Annotated in this window: 16 protein-coding genes and 1 pseudogene; 9 read left to right on the forward strand and 8 right to left on the reverse strand. The window is 67.2% G+C overall.

The features are described 5' to 3' along the window. Window positions 1–1,065: alpha/beta fold hydrolase (locus VE759_RS16765; RefSeq protein WP_414687941.1), on the forward strand; the 1,065-nt coding region annotated here is incomplete at its 5' end. Beyond that, complete coding sequence (locus tag VE759_RS16770; protein WP_324934452.1) at window positions 1,062–1,922, forward strand: patatin-like phospholipase family protein; 861 nt, start codon at window positions 1,062–1,064, stop codon at window positions 1,920–1,922. The genes VE759_RS16765 and VE759_RS16770, both read left to right, overlap by 4 nt. 46 nt (window positions 1,923–1,968) lie before the next feature. On the opposite strand, the gene VE759_RS16775 is transcribed toward VE759_RS16770, so the two are convergent. Both VE759_RS16775 and VE759_RS16780 read right to left on the reverse strand, forming a co-directional pair. After that, window positions 1,969–2,982 carry a patatin-like phospholipase family protein gene (locus VE759_RS16775; RefSeq protein ID WP_324934454.1) on the reverse strand — a complete coding sequence of 338 codons (1,014 nt, stop codon included), beginning with the start codon at window positions 2,980–2,982 and terminating at the stop codon, window positions 1,969–1,971. A gap of 32 nt (window positions 2,983–3,014) precedes the next feature. Further along, a complete protein-coding gene (locus VE759_RS16780) occupies window positions 3,015–3,443 on the reverse strand; it encodes a lipoprotein LpqV (protein WP_324934456.1) in 429 nt (142 codons plus the stop codon). Window positions 3,444–3,558: 115 nt separating this feature from the next. On the opposite strand from VE759_RS16780, the gene VE759_RS16785 reads away from it, so the two are divergent. Next, the gene (locus VE759_RS16785; protein WP_324934458.1) at window positions 3,559–4,107 is read left to right on the forward strand and encodes a cysteine dioxygenase family protein; all 549 of its coding nucleotides are present in this window, start codon (window positions 3,559–3,561) and stop codon (window positions 4,105–4,107) included. Further along, complete coding sequence (locus VE759_RS16790) at window positions 4,104–4,514, forward strand: rhodanese-like domain-containing protein (protein ID WP_324934460.1); 411 nt, start codon at window positions 4,104–4,106, stop codon at window positions 4,512–4,514. The genes VE759_RS16785 and VE759_RS16790 overlap by 4 nt, the downstream gene beginning before the upstream one ends. Here VE759_RS16790 and VE759_RS16795 read toward each other — a convergent pair. The 3 genes from VE759_RS16795 to VE759_RS16805 are packed head-to-tail and all read right to left on the reverse strand — an operon-like array spanning window position 4,485 to window position 8,020. Beyond that, window positions 4,485–6,188 carry an alpha/beta hydrolase gene (locus VE759_RS16795; protein ID WP_324934462.1) on the reverse strand — a complete coding sequence of 568 codons (1,704 nt, stop codon included), beginning with the start codon at window positions 6,186–6,188 and terminating at the stop codon, window positions 4,485–4,487. The genes VE759_RS16790 and VE759_RS16795 overlap by 30 nt on opposite strands. 10 nt (window positions 6,189–6,198) lie before the next feature. Continuing rightward, window positions 6,199–6,972 carry an enoyl-CoA hydratase gene (locus VE759_RS16800; RefSeq protein ID WP_324934464.1) on the reverse strand — a complete coding sequence of 258 codons (774 nt, stop codon included), beginning with the start codon at window positions 6,970–6,972 and terminating at the stop codon, window positions 6,199–6,201. Between the two features lie 10 nt (window positions 6,973–6,982). Continuing rightward, a complete protein-coding gene (locus tag VE759_RS16805) occupies window positions 6,983–8,020 on the reverse strand; it encodes an enoyl-CoA hydratase/isomerase family protein (RefSeq protein ID WP_324934466.1) in 1,038 nt (345 codons plus the stop codon). Between the two features lie 159 nt (window positions 8,021–8,179). On the opposite strand from VE759_RS16805, the gene VE759_RS16810 reads away from it, so the two are divergent. After that, window positions 8,180–9,043, forward strand: a complete 864-nt coding sequence (locus VE759_RS16810; RefSeq protein ID WP_324934468.1) for a Bax inhibitor-1/YccA family protein — start codon at window positions 8,180–8,182, stop codon at window positions 9,041–9,043. A gap of 51 nt (window positions 9,044–9,094) precedes the next feature. On the opposite strand, the gene VE759_RS16815 is transcribed toward VE759_RS16810, so the two are convergent. After that, complete coding sequence (locus VE759_RS16815) at window positions 9,095–10,312, reverse strand: acetyl-CoA C-acetyltransferase (protein ID WP_324934470.1); 1,218 nt, start codon at window positions 10,310–10,312, stop codon at window positions 9,095–9,097. Between the two features lie 42 nt (window positions 10,313–10,354). Next, complete coding sequence (locus VE759_RS16820) at window positions 10,355–11,323, reverse strand: SGNH/GDSL hydrolase family protein (protein ID WP_324934472.1); 969 nt, start codon at window positions 11,321–11,323, stop codon at window positions 10,355–10,357. A gap of 190 nt (window positions 11,324–11,513) precedes the next feature. Here VE759_RS16820 and VE759_RS16825 point away from each other — a divergent pair, with 190 nt between their 5' ends. The 4 genes and pseudogenes from VE759_RS16825 to VE759_RS16840 all read left to right on the forward strand — a co-directional run bounded on the left by VE759_RS16825 (window position 11,514) and on the right by VE759_RS16840 (window position 15,113). After that, window positions 11,514–12,566 (forward strand): alpha/beta hydrolase, encoded by a 1,053-nt coding sequence (locus VE759_RS16825; protein WP_324934474.1) that lies wholly within the window; start codon window positions 11,514–11,516, stop codon window positions 12,564–12,566. Between the two features lie 29 nt (window positions 12,567–12,595). Next, window positions 12,596–13,987 carry a cystathionine beta-synthase gene (locus VE759_RS16830; RefSeq protein WP_324934476.1) on the forward strand — a complete coding sequence of 464 codons (1,392 nt, stop codon included), beginning with the start codon at window positions 12,596–12,598 and terminating at the stop codon, window positions 13,985–13,987. A 26-nt stretch (window positions 13,988–14,013) separates the two neighbouring features. Next, window positions 14,014–14,184 (forward strand): annotated as a pseudogene (locus tag VE759_RS16835) (RDD family protein); the annotation flags it as partial. Between the two features lie 137 nt (window positions 14,185–14,321). Continuing rightward, entirely contained in the window at window positions 14,322–15,113 is a 792-nt protein-coding gene (locus VE759_RS16840) for an RDD family protein (RefSeq protein ID WP_324934478.1), read from the forward strand. Between the two features lie 6 nt (window positions 15,114–15,119). Here VE759_RS16840 and VE759_RS16845 read toward each other — a convergent pair whose 3' ends face one another. Continuing rightward, a complete protein-coding gene (locus VE759_RS16845; protein WP_324934480.1) occupies window positions 15,120–16,292 on the reverse strand; it encodes an acyl-CoA dehydrogenase family protein in 1,173 nt (390 codons plus the stop codon). Between the last annotated feature and the right edge of the window lie 27 nt (window positions 16,293–16,319).

The following is a 16,319-nucleotide window of genomic DNA, read 5'->3' on the forward strand; positions in this document are numbered from 1 at the left end:
GGCCACGAGGTGGGCGTATCGGTCGGTGGCCGCGGCGTGCCGCTGGTGTTCATGCACGGCCTGGCGCTGAGCCGGCGGGCGTATCTGCGCATGTTGAGCCGGATCGCCGGACTGGGCTTTCTGGTGATCGCGCTCGACGCCGCCGGCCATGGCGACACCCACAATCTTCCTGGTGACGCCGGCGAGCTCGCCGACCGGGTCGACCTGACCCTGCGCACGCTCGACGCTCTTGGCGTCGCGCAGGCGGTGTTCGCGGGGCACTCGATGGGCGGTCGCATGGCGATCCAGCTGGCCGCGGCGGCACCCGGTCGGGTGCTGGCCGCGGTGCTGTTCGACGCCGCGGCCGGCGCATCGTTCGACGAGGCGGTTCCGTCCGCGCTGGGGTCTCCGCGGCGGGCGGCGCGGACATTGCTCGGAATGGTGCTTGACACCCATCGGGATCCGTCCCGCTTGGGCGGCGTCGAACGCAGCCGCTATCTGCGGATGCTGGCCTCGGTGGCCGTCGGAAACGCCCGGCGCCCAGGCGGTTTGACGGGTGCGGCCCGAGCGATCATGCAGTCGGGCGATTACACCCCGCTGCTGCACACGATGCGTGACCACAAGATCCCGACCATGGTGTTGCACGGCGAAAAGGATCTGATCGTGCCGTTCGACAGCGCCCGCGACATCGCCGACGACGCCGACGCGACGCTTTACAAGGTGCCCGGCGCCTACCACTCGTGGATGATCGTGAATCCGCGGCACGGGGCCGACGCGCTGCGCCAACTGCTCGACGGTGAACTCGGCGAGGCGCTGCGAAATGCTGCGCGCACCTTTGGAATCAGGGACTGGCGCGACGCCGCCGAGTGGGATGTCGCGCTCGTCGCGCAGGACGCGTGGATCCGGGAGCTGAACGGCGAGATCATCGAAGAGCTCGGCGTCGAGGAGGCCGACCATGTCGAAATGGAGCTCGTGCGCCGCGCCTCGAGACCGGAACCCGCGCGCCGAATGCCGTGGATGCGACGGACATACCGACGTCGTTTCGCTCGGCGGCCCAAAAGCCGGCCGGATACCAGCGTAGCGTGACGAGCGCGCGGCTGGCTCTCGTCCTCGCGGGTGGCGGGGTGGCGGGAATTGCCTGGGAGACAGGCTTTCTGCTGGGAGTCAGCGACGAATCGCCTGCGGCGGCAAACGTGTTGCTGAACGCGGACGTGATGGTCGGCACCTCGGCGGGCGCGACGGTCACCGCACAGATCAGCAGCGGGGTGGGGCTGGCCGAGCTGTTCGACCACCAACTGGCGGAAGCCACGCACGAGCTGACCCCCCGCGCCGGAATCGACGAACTGATGGGGCTTTTCGAGAACGCCGCCCGTCGACGCGATGCCGACACGGCCGAAAAGTTGCGTCTGATCGGCAAGCACGCGTTGTCGGCGGCGACGGTGCCAGAGCACGTGCGCCGGGCGGTGATCGCCAAGCGGTTGCCGTCCCACGACTGGCCCGATCGACCGTTGCTGATAACCGCGATCGACGTCGACACGGGCGAACTCGTGGTGTTTGAGCGCAACAGCGGCGTCGGATTGGTCGACGCCGTCGCCGCCAGTTGTGCGGTGCCGGGTGTTTGGCCGCCGGTCACGATCGGACAGCGGCGCTACATGGACGGCGGCGTCGGCAGCAGCGCGAACCTGGATGTCGTGGCCGGCGCCGAGACCGTGGTGATGCTGGTGCCGTCCGCATCGCCGGGTTTGGCGCCGTTCGGCCGCACGTTGGCGGACGAGGCGGCCGCGCACCACGGCCGCGTCTGCACGGTCTTTGCTGATGACGAGTCGTTGAAGGCATTCGGCGCGAACCCGTTGGACCCGGCGTGTCGAGCGCCGTCGGCGGAAGCCGGGCGCGAGCAGGGCCGGCGCCGCGCGGTCGAGCTCGCGGCGTTCTTTGGCGTCTGAATTTGCTCATTGCGATCCGCATCCGCTGTTGTCGGCGCAACGACGATCACGCAGGCGATGGGTCCGTGTCCGTCGTCGGATCCGACCTGACGTCACGCTCGTAGTCGTCGAGGGCACGAGCGGCCAGCGCACGACCGACGTCGATGATGTCCGCGGCGCGATGAAAATCCAAGGTGCGGCTGGCCGTTCGGGGCACCTCGATCAGAATGTCCGGCGGATACGTCGCAAGGTGATGACGGGCCAGCGCCGCCTGCATGATGTCGATGGTGCGGTTCATCACCTCGAGGCTGCCGAGCTTGGGCACCATCGCCGACGCGGTGGCTCCGTCGTCTCCCGCCTCGGCAAGTTCCGCGGCCACTTCGGACTGGGGGGTGTCGGCGACCGGGCCGAACATGCCCCGAACCGACCGCGCGGCGTTGGTCTCCAGCAGCGCCGACGTGCCGCGCAGGACGCGGTTCAGCCATTCCGTGCCGGCGCGAGGTTCGGCGGGCAGTCCGTCGCGCGCGTCGTCGTCGCCGCTGAGACTGACCGCCACCGTCAGCTCGGCATTGGCACCGGCCAGCGGCGCCACCGGCAACGGGTCCAAGATGCCGCCGTCGGCCAGCACCCGCCCGTCGAGGTTGTGCGGCAGGATCATGCCCGGTATCGCGATGGACGCTCGGATCGCCGCGTCGAGCGGTCCACGCTGCAGCCAAACCGATTTGCCGGCAAGCAAGTCCGTCGCCACCGCGGTGTACGGGATCGGCAAGGCTTCGATGTCGGCCTCCCCCAGCAGGTCACGCACGACATCGAGAAGCTTCTCCGCGCGGAAAATGCCGGCCCCGGTCCACGCCGGGTCCAGCAGTCGCAGCACTGCACGCTGGCTCAGGGATTTCGCGTAATCGGCGAACTCGTCCAGGGCGCCGGCTGCGTGCAAGCCGCCGATCAGCGCGCCCATCGACGAACCGGCGATACCGACAATCTCATGGCCGCGGTCGCGCAGCTCGTTGATCACCCCGATATGGGCGTAGCCGCGCGCGCCGCCGCTGCCGAGTGCCACGGCGACGCGCTTGGTGTCCACGCCCATATTTTGCGCTCCGTCGGGTCTCGCCCTCACTCGCAGCCGGCGTCCGCGGCGCTGTTGACCGCTACGATGACCGCCGCCTGCCGCTCCTGCGGGAGCTTCGCCCAGGGCGTATTCCAGCTGCCGGGCTCACCCTTCTGCGACTTCTGAATCATTGCCAGATACGGCTCGATCTGGGCGTGCCGGTCGCCGCCTTTGTCCTTCATCCACAGCGTGGCCGCGTGACAGGCCTGGTAGTACTCGTCCTCGGTGGAGCTGGCCGGCGCGGAAAGCGACGTTGTCACGCCGCCAGGTGAGATACCGATCTTCACCGGCGCCGTAGACGGCGCACCCGCGGCCGTCGGCACCGACGATGTCGACGGTGCTCCTTGCTTTTGCGACGAACAGCCGACCAGCATCACAACTGATGTCGCGGTGAGCAGCCACGCCGTCGTCGCGCCGCCTCGGTATCTGCGCACAACGCCAATCTATGCAAAAATGGCGGCCGTGATGGAGCGCATCGGAACTCGGGAGTGTTGTCGGGCCTAATCGCCCCACCCCATCCCGTCCATTTGTGCTGAGAGCTTCATCCAAATGCCTTCTGCAAACCCTGCCGTGCTGCGTCCGTCCGCGATTCCGGTGGTTTCCGGCCCGACCCGGCTGCGCCTGCCCGATCTGCTGCTCATCACCGACCAGGGCGCCGACGATGTGCTGAGCGGCCGCTGCGATCACCTGCTGCCTGCGGGCGGCATCCCCAGCGACGATCGTTGGTTCACCCGGCTGCACAGCGACGACGAGTTGGACGTCTGGCTGATCGGCTGGGTGCCAGACCATGCCACCCAACTTCACGACCACGGCGGATCGCTGGGCGCGCTCACCCTAATCAGCGGCGCGTTGAGCGAATTCCGTTGGGACGGCGGCCAATTACGCCGTCGTCGGCTGACCGCCGGTGATCAGGCGGCGTTTCCGTTGGGCTGGGTACACGATGTCAGCTGGGCGCCCGGCGATCACGCGCGTGCGCCGGCGCTGAGTGTCCATGCTTACTCGCCACCGCTGACGGCGATGTCGTACTACGAGGTCACCGAGCGCAATAGGCTGCGCCGGACACGCTCCGAGCTGACCGACACCCCGGAGGGGCAGTGAGCCGGATCGACGACATGCTCGGCGACGCCCGGGCGCGCCTGCGGCGCCTGGAGGCACACGAGTTGCGCGACGCGGTGCGCCGCGGCGCGGTGCTGGTCGACATCCGCCCGCAGGCCCAGCGTGACATCGAGGGCGGCGTGCCCGGGGCGGTGGTGATCGAGCGCAACGTGCTGGAGTGGCGCTGCGACCCGACCAGCGACGCGCGGTTGCCCCAAGCCGTCGACGACGACGTCGAATGGGTGGTGGTGTGCTCTGAGGGGTACACGTCGAGCCTGGCGGCTGCGTCGCTGCGCGACCTGGGCCTGCACCGGGCGACCGACGTCGTCGGGGGCTACCGCTCGCTACGTGAAACGGGCGCGCTGGCGCAGCTGGGCGACCTACTCCGGGGCCTCGACGAGCCCGCGTAGCCGCTCTGTCTTCTCGGGCGTCCACCCGGGCGGCTGCAGCACGGCCGCCCATCCGTTGACGACGTCCTTGACGTAGCGGTGGCCGTGTCCGTCGGGAACGTCAATCGCGACGGCCATGTCGGCGGACACCTGCAGGAACGTCACGGCCGGGATCCACTCCATGTCCGACGGAACGTCGTAGCCGCGTTTCTCGCGCAGCCAGTCCGGCCGTTGGAACAGCAGATCCGGATTCCACCAGGCGATCGGGTCGGATGCATGCTGCAGATAGAGGATTCGGGGATTGCCCCACGGGTCGTTGGGGCGGCCGAGGTTGTCCGGACGCGCGACGAACCGGATGTTCTGGCCCTGCTGGTAGATCGGCAGCCACTCCGGCGAGCCTACGTCGCGATTGCGGGTGATGTCTTCCCACATCGTGTTGTTGAATGTCGGACCGCTGAACAACGCGCCGTTGGTACGGGCCTCAATGTTGTTGGCGGACAGGAAAGGTGCCTCGCCGCCGAACGAGCCGAGGCTTTCGCCGAACACCACCAGCTTGGGCCGATTTCCTTCGGGCAGCGCGCGGATCCGTTTATCCACCGCCTCGAACAGGAATTGGCCGGCCTGTCGGGCGTTCTCCTTGTCCACCAGGAAGGACAGCCAGCTCGGAAGGAACGAGTACTGCATGCTCGCGATCGCGGTGTCGCCGTTGAACATGTACTCGATGGCATCGGCCTCGGCCTCGTTGATCCACCCCGTCCCGGTGGTGGTGGCGACCGCGACGACCTTGCGGTTCAGCCCGCCGGTTCGTTCCAATTCCGCGGCGGCCAACTCGGCTGCGGCCTTCTTGTCACTCGCTGATTCCAGGCCGGCGTAAACCCGAATGGGCTCCATGGCCGCCGTGCCGTTGAACGCCGAGACCCGCTGGGCGGTCGGGCCGCCTCCGACGAAGATGCGACCCTGGTGCCCGAGCGACGCCCAAGAAACCAGCGACCCCGGACCGCCCGAACGCAGTGGCGAAGTGGGCGCCGGGTTGCTCGGGCTCTGCTCGTTGTTTACCGCATCGAACGTGTTGTTCAGCGATCGCATCGCGAACCGCACCACCACGCCGTTGAGCAGGGCGATGGCCAACCCGATCAGCAGCACCACCACGACGACGGCGGAAACACGCGGCGGCGCAACGCGATTGAGCTGACGAATCAGGAAGCGGATCAGCTTGCCGATCAGCTGGCCGATCTCGACCAGCACGAACAGCACTACGATCGCCAGCACAGCGGCGAGCGGGTAATCATGCCATTTGAGCCGCGGGACGCCCATCAAATCACGCACGTGGTCCTGCCAGACGTGAAACCAGATGATCATCAGGATCTGGCCGATCACGCCGACGACGACGAGCGCGATCCACCCGATCCGCGGGGCCGGCGGGCTGGTGTCCTTCGAGCGCAGGTAGCGGACCAGCCACACCGCGAATACTCCGAGCGCATAACCGATGGCTCCGGCGGCCCCGCTCACCAGCCCCTGAAACAGGGGACCGCGAGGCAGCAGCGACGGCGTCATCGAGAACCAGAGGAAAACCAGGCCGACGGCCGTGCCGGTGAAGGTGTAGCGCCGCTGCCACCAGTCCGGTTTTGGCGCCGACTCGGTCGACTGCTCGTCGGGCTTCTCGTCAGGTTCGGTGGCCGTCGTGGCTTCGCTCACACCGGCATCTTTAACGATGCGTGAAGTTTGGGGGGCGTTTCTCGATAAACGCTGCCATGCCTTCGGTTTGGTCTTCGGTCGCGAACGCTGAGTGGAACAACCGCCGCTCGTGTAGCAGGCCTTCGGCGAGGGTGGTTTCGAAGGCCCGGTTGACGGCTTCCTTGGCCATCCGTGACGCCGAGCGCGACATCTGCGCGATGATCCCGGCGACGCCCTTGGCCTCGGTGAGCAGGTCGCCGGCGGGCACCACGCGGGAGACGAGGCCGGCGCGTTCGGCTTCGGCGGCGTCAATGTTGCGCCCGGTCAGGATCAGGTCCATGGCCTTGGCCTTGCCGATCGCGCGCGTGAGCCGCTGTGAGCCGCCCATGCCGGGCAGCACACCGAGCTTGATCTCGGGCTGACCGAATTTGGCGGTGTCGGCGGCGATGATCAGGTCGCACATCATGGCAAGTTCGCATCCGCCGCCGAGGGCGTAGCCGGCCACCGCGGCGATGGTTGGTGTGCGCACCGCCGCGAACTTCGACCAGGCGCCAAAGAAGTCGGCGTCGTACACGTCGGAGAAGGACAGGGCGGACATTTCCTTGATGTCGGCGCCTGCGGCGAAGGCCTTATCGGAGCCGGTAAGGATAATCGCGCCGATATTCGCATTGGCATCGAGTTCGGCTGCCGCGGTGGTGACTTCGTTCATCACCTGACTGTTGAGCGCGTTGAGCGCCGATGGCCGGTTGAGCGAGATGATGCCGACCCGGTCTTCCTGCTCGACCAGGATCGTTTCGTAGCCCATGGTTGTTCTCCTAGAGGGTGAGTTCGCGGTCGGCGGGAGCGAAGAACGCGTCGACGTCGGCTTGGCTGACCGCTGCCAGCGAGGCTGGTTGCCATTTGGGATTGCGGTCCTTGTCGATGACCTGCGCGCGGATGCCTTCGACCAAATCATGGCTGCGCAGCGTCGCGTACGACACCCGATACTCCTGGCGCAGAGCGTCTTCCAATGTGTCGAGCTTGGCCGCCCGGCGGACCGCCTGCAACGCCACGGCCAGCGCGGTCGGGGAGCGGCTGGCAATCAGGTTGGCCGCGTCGTTGGCGGGTCCGGCGTCGTGCCCGCGCAATGCGGCGACGATGTCGGCGACGGTGTCGCCGGCGTAGCACTCGTCGATCCATTCGCGTTGCGCCACAAGCTCGCTCGGCGGCGGTTCGGTTGCGTGCCGGGCCAGCGCGGCGTCGACGCCGTCGGCGATCACCGCATCGCGGAAATCCTGGAGCTGCTCATGGGCAACGTAGTGGTCGGCGAATCCCATCGCGATCGCGTCGGCGCCGTCGAACGGCGCGCCGGTCAGCGCGGCATGCAAGCCGAGCAGACCCGGCGCCCGCGACAGCAGGTAGGTGCCGCCGACGTCGGGTACCAATCCGATCCCGACTTCGGGCATCGCCATTTTGGTGGTGTCGGTGACGACGCGGGTGCTGGCGTGTGCGCCGACCCCGACGCCGCCGCCCATCGTGATGCCGTCCATCAGCGCGACGTACGGCTTGGGGTAGCGGCCGATGTAGCCGTCCAGCAAGTACTCGTCGTACCAGAATTGGCGGGCCTCCACCCCGTCGGTGCGGGCGCTGTGATAGATCGCGACCACGTCACCGCCCGCGCACAGCCCGCGCTCGCCGGCGCCAGACAACAGCACAGCGCGGACGGCGTCGTCGTCGGCCCACTCGCGGAGCACGGTGAGCATGGTGTTGACCATGCAGTGGGTGAGGGAGTTGATCGCCTTCGGCCGGTTGAGGACCAGCAGGCCCACTCCGCTGGCGACGCTTACTAGGACATCCTCGTTTTCGGGGGCCACGCTTGAGCAATCTAGATCGTTCTTCCGGCCAGCGCGCCGCCGGGTAAGGTTTGGTCCGGAATCGCCTGCATACGGGAACTCGGTGCGGGTGTCCGATCGTTAGACGTGTGTTCTCGGAGCATCAGGCCCGGGCCACACAGCACAGGAGAGGATCCGACGGTGCGGGAGACCAGCAACCCGGTATTTCGTTCCCTGCCCAAGTCGCAGGGCGGATATGCGACATTTGGCACCGGCGCTGCCGGCGCCGGGGCCCAGACGTATCGCCAAACCCAGACCGACCCATACGTCGGGCAGTACCCCGATCAGCGGCAGGCCGGTGTCGCCCGTCCGCTGACCATCGATGACGTCGTCAGCCGGACCGGCATCACGCTGGCCGTGTTGTCGGCGGTCGCCGTCGTTTCGTACTTCCTGGTGGCAGCCAACCACGCGCTGGCGGCGCCGTTCACGCTGATCGGCGGGATCGGCGGACTGGTCCTGGTGCTGGTCGCGACGTTTGGGCGTAGGCAGGACAACGCGGCGATCGTGTTGAGCTACGCGGCGCTGGAGGGCCTGTTCCTCGGCGCGGTGTCCTTCCTGCTCGCCAACTTCGGGGTGTCCAACACCAATGCCGGCGTGCTGATCGCGCAGGCGGTGCTCGGAACGATCGGCGTGTTCGCAGGCATGCTCGTGGTTTACAAGACCGGCGCCATCCGGGTCACACCGAAGTTCACCCGAATGATCGTGGCCGGCCTGTTCGGCGTGCTCGTGCTGATGCTCGGCAACTTCGTGCTGGCGATGTTCAACGTCGGCGGCGGCGCGGGGCTGGGCCTGCGGAGCGGGGGCCCGCTGGCAATCATCTTCTCGCTGATCTGCATTGGACTGGCGGCGTTCAGTTTCCTGATCGACTTCGATGCGGCCGACCAGATGATTCGCGCAGGCGCGCCGGAGAAGGCGGCGTGGGGCATTGCTCTTGGCCTGACCGTCACCTTGGTGTGGCTGTACATCGAAATCCTGCGCCTGCTCAGTTACTTCCAAAGCGACTAGCGCACTGAGGAAGGCCCGGCCGTAGCGGCCGGGCCTTCCGTTTGCGCCGGGCTACGACAGGCGTTCGACGATCATCGCCATGCCCTGGCCGCCGCCGACGCACATCGTTTCGAGGCCGAACGTCTTGTCGTAGGTGGTCAGGTTGTTCAGCAGCGTGGCGGTGATCCGCGCGCCGGTCATCCCGAAAGGGTGACCCAGCGCGATCGCGCCGCCTGACACGTTGAGCTTGTCCTCATCGATGCCGAGCTCGCGCGCAGAGCCGAGCACCTGCACGGCGAAGGCCTCGTTGATCTCGAACAGGTCGATGTCGTTGATCGACATGCCGCAGTTGGCCAGTGCCCGCCGCGTCGCCTCGATCGGGCCGAGGCCCATGATCTCCGGTGAGAGCCCCGTCACACCTGTCGCGACGATGCGGGCCAACGGCGTGAGCCCCAGCTCTTTGGCCTTGGCGTCGCTCATGATCACCACCGCCGCGGCACCGTCGTTCAACGGGCAGGCGTTTCCCGCGGTCACCGTGCCGTTCGGCCGGAACACGGGTTTGAGCTGGCTGACCTTCTCGTAGGTGGTGCCCGGCCGCGGCCCGTCGTCGGTGCTGACCGTCGACCCGTCGGGCAGCGTGACGGGCACGATCTCGCGCTCGAAGAAGCCGTTCTTGATGGCCTCCTCCGCGCGGTTTTGGCTGCGCACGCCCCAGTGGTCCTGCTCCTCGCGGCTGATCCCGGTGAGCAGGGCGACGTTTTCGGCCGTCTGGCCCATTGCGATGTAAACGTCGGGCGGCTTGCGGTCCTCGCGCGGGTCGTGCCATTCGTCGGCGCCCGCGGCGGCCTGGGCCGTGCGCTGTTCCGCTTCGGCGAACAACTCGTTGTGGGTGTCGGGCCAGCCGTCCGACGTCCCCTTGGGGAACCGCGACACCGTCTCGACGCCGGCGGAGACGAACGCGTTGCCCTCACCGGCCCGGATGGCGTGGAACGCCATCCGTGTGGTCTGCAACGACGACGAACAGTACCGATTGACGGTGGTGCCGGGCAGAAAGTCGTAACCCAGCTCGACGGCGACCGCGCGGCCGATGTTGAAGCCCGCCTCGCCGCCGGGCTGGCCACAGCCCATCATCAGGTCGTCGATGTCGTGCGGGTCCAGCGCCGGGACCTTGTCCAGCGCCGCGCGCACCATCTGCGCGGCAAGGTCGTCGGGCCGGATATTGACAAGTGACCCCTTGGCCGCGCGGCCGATCGGCGAGCGGGCGGTGGAGACGATGACGGCTTCAGGCATGACGCCCTCCTCAGACGGGTGTGTACAGCCGAACCTAGCGGGTCAGCGCGCGGGCACCACGACCGGTGCCGGCACTCCTACGGTTCGTCGCCGCAGCCTACGGCTCAGACGACGCAGTTGCGCCCGCAAGGTACGGGCCTCGGCCGCGCTCGACACCCACGGCTGCTCCGGCACCGGGCCGCCGGTCCACTCGCCGAGCGCATTACACAGCGCCGGCAGTAACTGCTTGGCCGCCAACGCGTATCCGGCCGCGGAGGGGTGGTAATTGTCCTCGGAGAACAGCAGCTCCGGCGAGTGCAGAAACTCCGGCGCGAGCAGATCGGCCAGCGGCACCGGAACGCCGCCCGCGGCGCGCACTGCGCCGGCCTGGGCGCGCGCCAGGCGCAACCCGCGGCTGCGGACAACCCACCGCAGCGGCTGCGGAATCGCCGTAATCACACCGAAATCCGGGCAGGTGCCCACGACGACGACGGCGTCACTGGCCCGCAGCCGCCGCACGGCGGCGCCGAGCCGCCGCGCCGAGGGGCCGACACCGTTGAGTGTGGTGATGTCGTTGGCGCCGATCATGATCACCGCCGCATCGGGTGGCGGGCCCGCGACGAACATCGCATCCACTTGACCGGAAAGACCTTTCGATGTTGCGCCAACAATTGCCTTGGTGCTCAAGCGGATCCGCTTTCCGGTCTCCTCGGCCAGCCCGCGGGCGATCAGCACGCCAGGTACCTCGTCCGCGGTACGGCAACCGAATCCGGTCGCCGTCGAGTCGCCGAAGATCATCAGGTGCAGATCGAAAGGAACTCCGCGATACCACCGCTCCACCGGGCCGCCGCCGCGGGTGTAGACGCCGTCAGCGCGCGGCGGCGCGTCGCGAATCTTCGGGATGACACCGCGGGCCTGGTTTGCCTGAATCGACAACAGGTTGCGCGCGCCCACAACGGCGCTGCCGGTCGACGCCAGCGCTCCCAACGCCGCCAACGCTATGGTCAACCGCCGCGGCGCGCGTATGCCCACGCTCGCATTTTACGTGCGCTTTCGGCGAAAACCGTGCAGCGATCACGGTGCCGCATCAAGTACAGATCAACTCGGGCATCAAAACACTGTGTTTGATTGTTGAACTTGATATGGCTGTCAAGCTAAGTTACCGGGAACTGTCCAAATGCGAGGCGGGGTCCCGGCACTACAGCGGCGTAGGAGTGTTGACATGACCGCACCCAGTAAGGTATCCGACTCGCCCCGCACTCGTATAAGACCTGGTAGCGGTTTCAAGACACGTCGTTTTTCGATTAGCGACGGGGCGCCCGTCGAGGTCATTGAGGACGGTCCTGGCATCGCCGGTCGGCTGGTCGCGCTGGGCGCCAGGCTGACGATCCGGCCGACGCTGGCCATCGGCAGCTATCTGCCGTTCGTGCCATGGCCGTGGGGCTTGGTCGACCTCGTTTCCCGCGCGGTGTCCCCGATACCGGGCACGATCCGCGCCACCATCCGGCTGCCGCACTGCACCGCCCAGTTGGTCCGCGCCGACGGCGTTCTGCCGGCTGACGGCACCCGCCGGGTCATTCTCTACATGCACGGCGGGGCGTTCTTGACGTGCGGTCCGCACACGCACGGCCGGTTGGCGACGATGCTGTCGAAGTTCGCTGACGCGCCGGTGCTGGTGGTCAACTACCGGTTGATGCCGAAGCACTCGGTCGGTGAGGCGATCGACGATTGTCAGGACGGTTGGCGCTGGCTGCGCGAGCTGGGTTATGAACCTGATCAAATCGTGCTCGCCGGTGACTCGGCGGGCGGTTATCTGGGTCTGACGCTGGCCGAGCGGCTGCTCGACGAGAACGAGGAGCCTGCGGCGCTGGTGTCGATGTCGCCGCTGATGGAGCTGGCCAAGGAGGCCAAGCAGGCGCACCCGAACATCCACAGCGATGCGATGTTTACCGCCAAGGTGTTTGACGCATTCGTCGAACTCATCGCCAGGGCGGCCGCACGTCGCGTCGTCGACGGCAAGGCCGAAGAGGTCTACGAACCGCTCGAACACCTCGACCCGGGGTTGCCGCGCACGCTGATCCACGTCTCGGGTGCGGAGGTGCTGTTGTACGACGCCCGGTTGGCGGCCCGCAAGCTCGCCGCCTCCGGTGTGCCCGCCGAGCTGCACATCTGGCCCGGCCAAATGCACGTGTTCCAGATCGCCGCCCCGCTGGTGCCGGAAGCCACCCGCTCGCTACGCCAGATCGGCGCCTACATCCGTGAGGCGACCGAATAGAGCTGAACGGCGCCTGAGAACATGTAGGCATGCGGATCGCCCGGCATGTCAGTGAGCTCATCGGCGACACCCCTCTGGTCCGGCTAAATTCGGTGGTGCCGGGGGGCGCAGGCATGGTCGCGGCGAAAATCGAGTACGTCAACCCCGGCGGCAGCGTAAAGGACCGCATCGCCGCCAAAATGATCGATGCCGCCGAGGCCAGCGGGGAACTGCGAAGCGGTGGCACGATCGTCGAGCCGACATCGGGCAATACCGGCGTCGGCCTGGCGATGGTGGCCCAGCAGCGCGGCTACAAATGCGTCTTCGTGTGTCCCGACAAGGTCAGCGAGGACAAGCAGAACGTGTTGCGCGCCTACGGCGCCGAGGTCGTGGTCTGCCCGACAGCGGTACCGCCGGATCATCCGGACAGCTACTACAGCGTGTCCAATCGGCTGGCGACCGAGATCGACGGCGGCTGGAAACCGGATCAGTACTCCAACCCGAATAACCCTGTAAGCCATTACGAATCGACCGGACCGGAGGTCTGGGCGGACACGGACGGCAAGGTGACGCACTTCGTCGCGGGTGTAGGGACAGGTGGCACGATCACCGGCGCGGGCCGCTACCTCAAAGAGGTGTCCGGGGGTGCGGTGCGCATCATCGGCGCCGACCCGGAGGGCTCGGTCTATTCGGGTGGCAGCGGCCGGCCGTATCTGGTGGAAGGCGTCGGCGAGGACTTCTGGCCGTCGACTTATGACCCCGGCTTGCCCGACGAGATCATCGCGGTTTCGGATGCCGATTCGTTCGAGATGACACGACGACTCGCCCGCGAAGAGGCTCTGCTGGTTGGTGGTTCGTGCGGAATGGCGGTGGTGGCCGCGATCAAGGCCGCCGAACAGGCCGGCCCGGACTCACTCGTCGTCGTGCTGCTGCCCGACGGAGGTCGCGGTTACCTGTCCAAGGTTTTCAATGACGCGTGGATGTCGTCGTACGGGTTCTTGCGCAGCCGCCTGGACGGGTCGATCGAGCAGCCCACGATCGGAGATGTGTTGCGCGGCAAGTCCGGTGCGCTTCCAGACCTGGTGCACACCCACCCGTCGGAAACCGTGCGCGACGCGATCGGCATCCTGCGTGAATACGGCGTCTCGCAGATGCCGGTGGTCGGCGCCGAACCTCCGGTGATGGCCGGCGAGGTCGCAGGCAGCGTCTCCGAGCGCGAACTGCTTTCCGCGGTGTTCGAGGGCCGGGCCAAACTCGCCGACGCGGTCGCCCAGCACATGAGTCCGCCGTTGCCGTTGATCGGTGCCGGCGAGCGGGTCGGCACCGCGGCCAAGGCGCTGCGCGATTCCGACGCGTTGATGGTGGTCGAGGAGGGCAAGCCGGTGGGGGTGCTGACCCGCCACGACCTGCTCGGCTTTCTCTCGGACGACCGCCGGCGCTGACGTCGCGGCCGTTCCGCCCGTGCACAGTCAGCGAAAATACCGGACAGCCAATTGGTTTCGGCATGTCGCTGCTGCGCCGGATCGCGCACATCGTGGACGGCGTTGTCTGCTGCATCGGATGCCTGGTCAGGTTGTGGGACGCCAGGAGGCAGACGCTGGCCGACAGAATCATGAGCACGGTCTGCGCATCTATCTGACAACGTCGCGTAAGGGTGCGGCCTCATTTGAGAAGTTCGCGTTATAGCGCCCACGCGAAGCCTCTGTGCGGGTAGGGTAATGCGCGCTCGTCCTCAGCTAACTTACAGCACTTCGTCGTGACCCCTCGGGAGGCGCCATGACCGAACAACCGCCGCAGCCACCCTCGAGCAACCCACCTCCACCGCCACCGGGCGGCGGATATCCACCTCGACCGGGCGGCGGATATCCACCTCGACCGGGCGGCGGATATCCACCTCCACCACCACCCGGCGGGTATCCGCCGCCACCGCAGGGTGGCGGCTATCCGCCGCCTCCGCCGGGCGCGGGTTATCAACAGCCTGGGCAGGGCGGTGGATACCCCTCGGCCGGTGCGGGTTACCCGTCCGGCGGTCAACCGGTCGGGACGCTGCCACAGCAGGCATACACGTCCTGGATTCACCGGGTTGCTGCGGCGCTGATCGACGCCATTCCGTCGGCGGTCATCCTCGCCATCGGATACGGCATTGCGTTCGGCACCGCGGACAACACCTGCGTCAACGACACGTACGGCTACGGCGTGTACTGCTCATCGAGCATGAGCGGCCTAGGCGTCGCCATTCTGGGGCTGGCCTGGCTGGCTTCCATCGCATACTGGATCTGGAACTGGGGCTACCGCCAGGGCACGACGGGATCGAGTATCGGCAAGTCGGTGCTGAAGTTCAAGGTGGTGTCGGAGGCCACTGGTCAGCCGATCGGATTCGGCATGTCGATCGTGCGCCAGCTCGCCCATATCATCGACTCGCTCATCTGCTACATCGGTTACCTGTTCCCGCTGTGGGATTCGAAGCGGCAAACGCTGGCCGACAAGATCATGGGGACGGTGTGTCTGCCGTTGAATGCGCAGGAGCTGAATCCGCAGCCACTTCCACCGAGTCCGCCGCAGCGGTAGGAATGCTCACCGGAAGGCGCTGACACCGGTAAGCGCCTCCCCGATCACCAACTGGTGCACCTCCGTGGTGCCCTCGTAGGTCAGCACCGATTCAAGGTTGTTGGCGTGCCGCATTACCGGGTAATCGAGGGTTATTCCGTTGGCGCCCAGCAGTGTTCGGCATTGGCGTGCGATCGCAAGCGCCTCCCGGACGTTGTTGAGCTTGCCAAGGCTGACCTGGTCGGGCCGGATCGAGCCGGCGTCCTTGAGCCTGCCCAGATGCACGGCAAGCAACTGGGCCTTCCCCAATTCGACTGCCATGTCGGCGATCTTGGCCTGCGTGAGCTGATACCCGGCCAGCGGCTTGTCGAACACCTCCCGGGAGCTGACGTAGTCGAGCGTGGCCTGCAGGCAGTCCCGGGCGGCGCCGACGGCGCCGAACACGATGCCGAACCGGGCCTCCGACAGGCAACTCAGCGGGGCGGAAAGGCCACGTGCCTCAGGCAGTTTCGCGTCGGCGGGCAGCCTGAGGTCGTCGAACGTCAGCTCCGAGGTGATCGACGCGCGCAATGACAGCTTGTGCGTCATGTTGCGGGCGGTGAAACCCGGTGTGCCGGTCGGCACGATGAATCCGGAGATGCCTTCGTCGGTGCGGGCCCAGACGACGGCGACGTCGGCGATCGTGCCGTTGGTTATCCACATCTTCGAGCCGTTGAGGACCCAGTCCGCGCCGTCCCGCCGGGCGGTGGTGCGCATGCCGGCGGGGTTCGACCCGAAGTCGGGCTCGGTCAGGCCGAAACACCCGATCACGTCGCCGGTGGCCATCGACGGCAGCCACTGTTTGCGCTGCTCCTCGCTGCCGTGCCGGTGGATCGCGAACATCGCCAGCGAGCCCTGCACCGAAACCAGGCTGCGCAGTCCGCTGTCGACGGCCTCCAGTTCCTGGCACACCAGCCCGTACGCGGTCGCCGTCGAGCCCCCGCAGCCGTAGCCCTTCAGATGCATGCCGAGCAGGCCGAGCTTGCCGAAGTCGGCGGCCAGTTCGCGGCCCGGGATGTCGGTCGACTCGAACCATTCGGCGATGTGCGGACGCAGCCGCTGCTCGCCGAACCGGCGGACGGTGTCGCGCAGCTCGATGTCCTCGGAGGTCAGCAACGAGTCGACGTCGAGCAGGTCTTCGATGTGGGCGTCGGTGGCCATGCGTTCATGTCTACACCGTTAGGCTGA

The organism is Mycobacterium sp., from assembly GCF_035640695.1.
Lineage (GTDB): Bacteria > Actinomycetota > Actinomycetes > Mycobacteriales > Mycobacteriaceae > Mycobacterium.

Coding starts and splice junctions, on each gene's coding strand:
- VE759_RS16785 (WP_324934458.1), top strand. CDS start 3,559: ATGCCTTCTGCAAACCCTGCCGTGCTGCGTCCGTCCGCGATTCCGGTG.
- VE759_RS16800 (WP_324934464.1), bottom strand. CDS start 6,972: ATGGGCTACGAAACGATCCTGGTCGAGCAGGAAGACCGGGTCGGCATC.
- VE759_RS16815 (WP_324934470.1), bottom strand. CDS start 10,312: ATGCCTGAAGCCGTCATCGTCTCCACCGCCCGCTCGCCGATCGGCCGC.
- VE759_RS16825 (WP_324934474.1), top strand. CDS start 11,514: ATGACCGCACCCAGTAAGGTATCCGACTCGCCCCGCACTCGTATAAGA.
- VE759_RS16830 (WP_324934476.1), top strand. CDS start 12,596: ATGCGGATCGCCCGGCATGTCAGTGAGCTCATCGGCGACACCCCTCTG.
- VE759_RS16840 (WP_324934478.1), top strand. CDS start 14,322: ATGACCGAACAACCGCCGCAGCCACCCTCGAGCAACCCACCTCCACCG.
- VE759_RS16845 (WP_324934480.1), bottom strand. CDS start 16,292: ATGGCCACCGACGCCCACATCGAAGACCTGCTCGACGTCGACTCGTTG.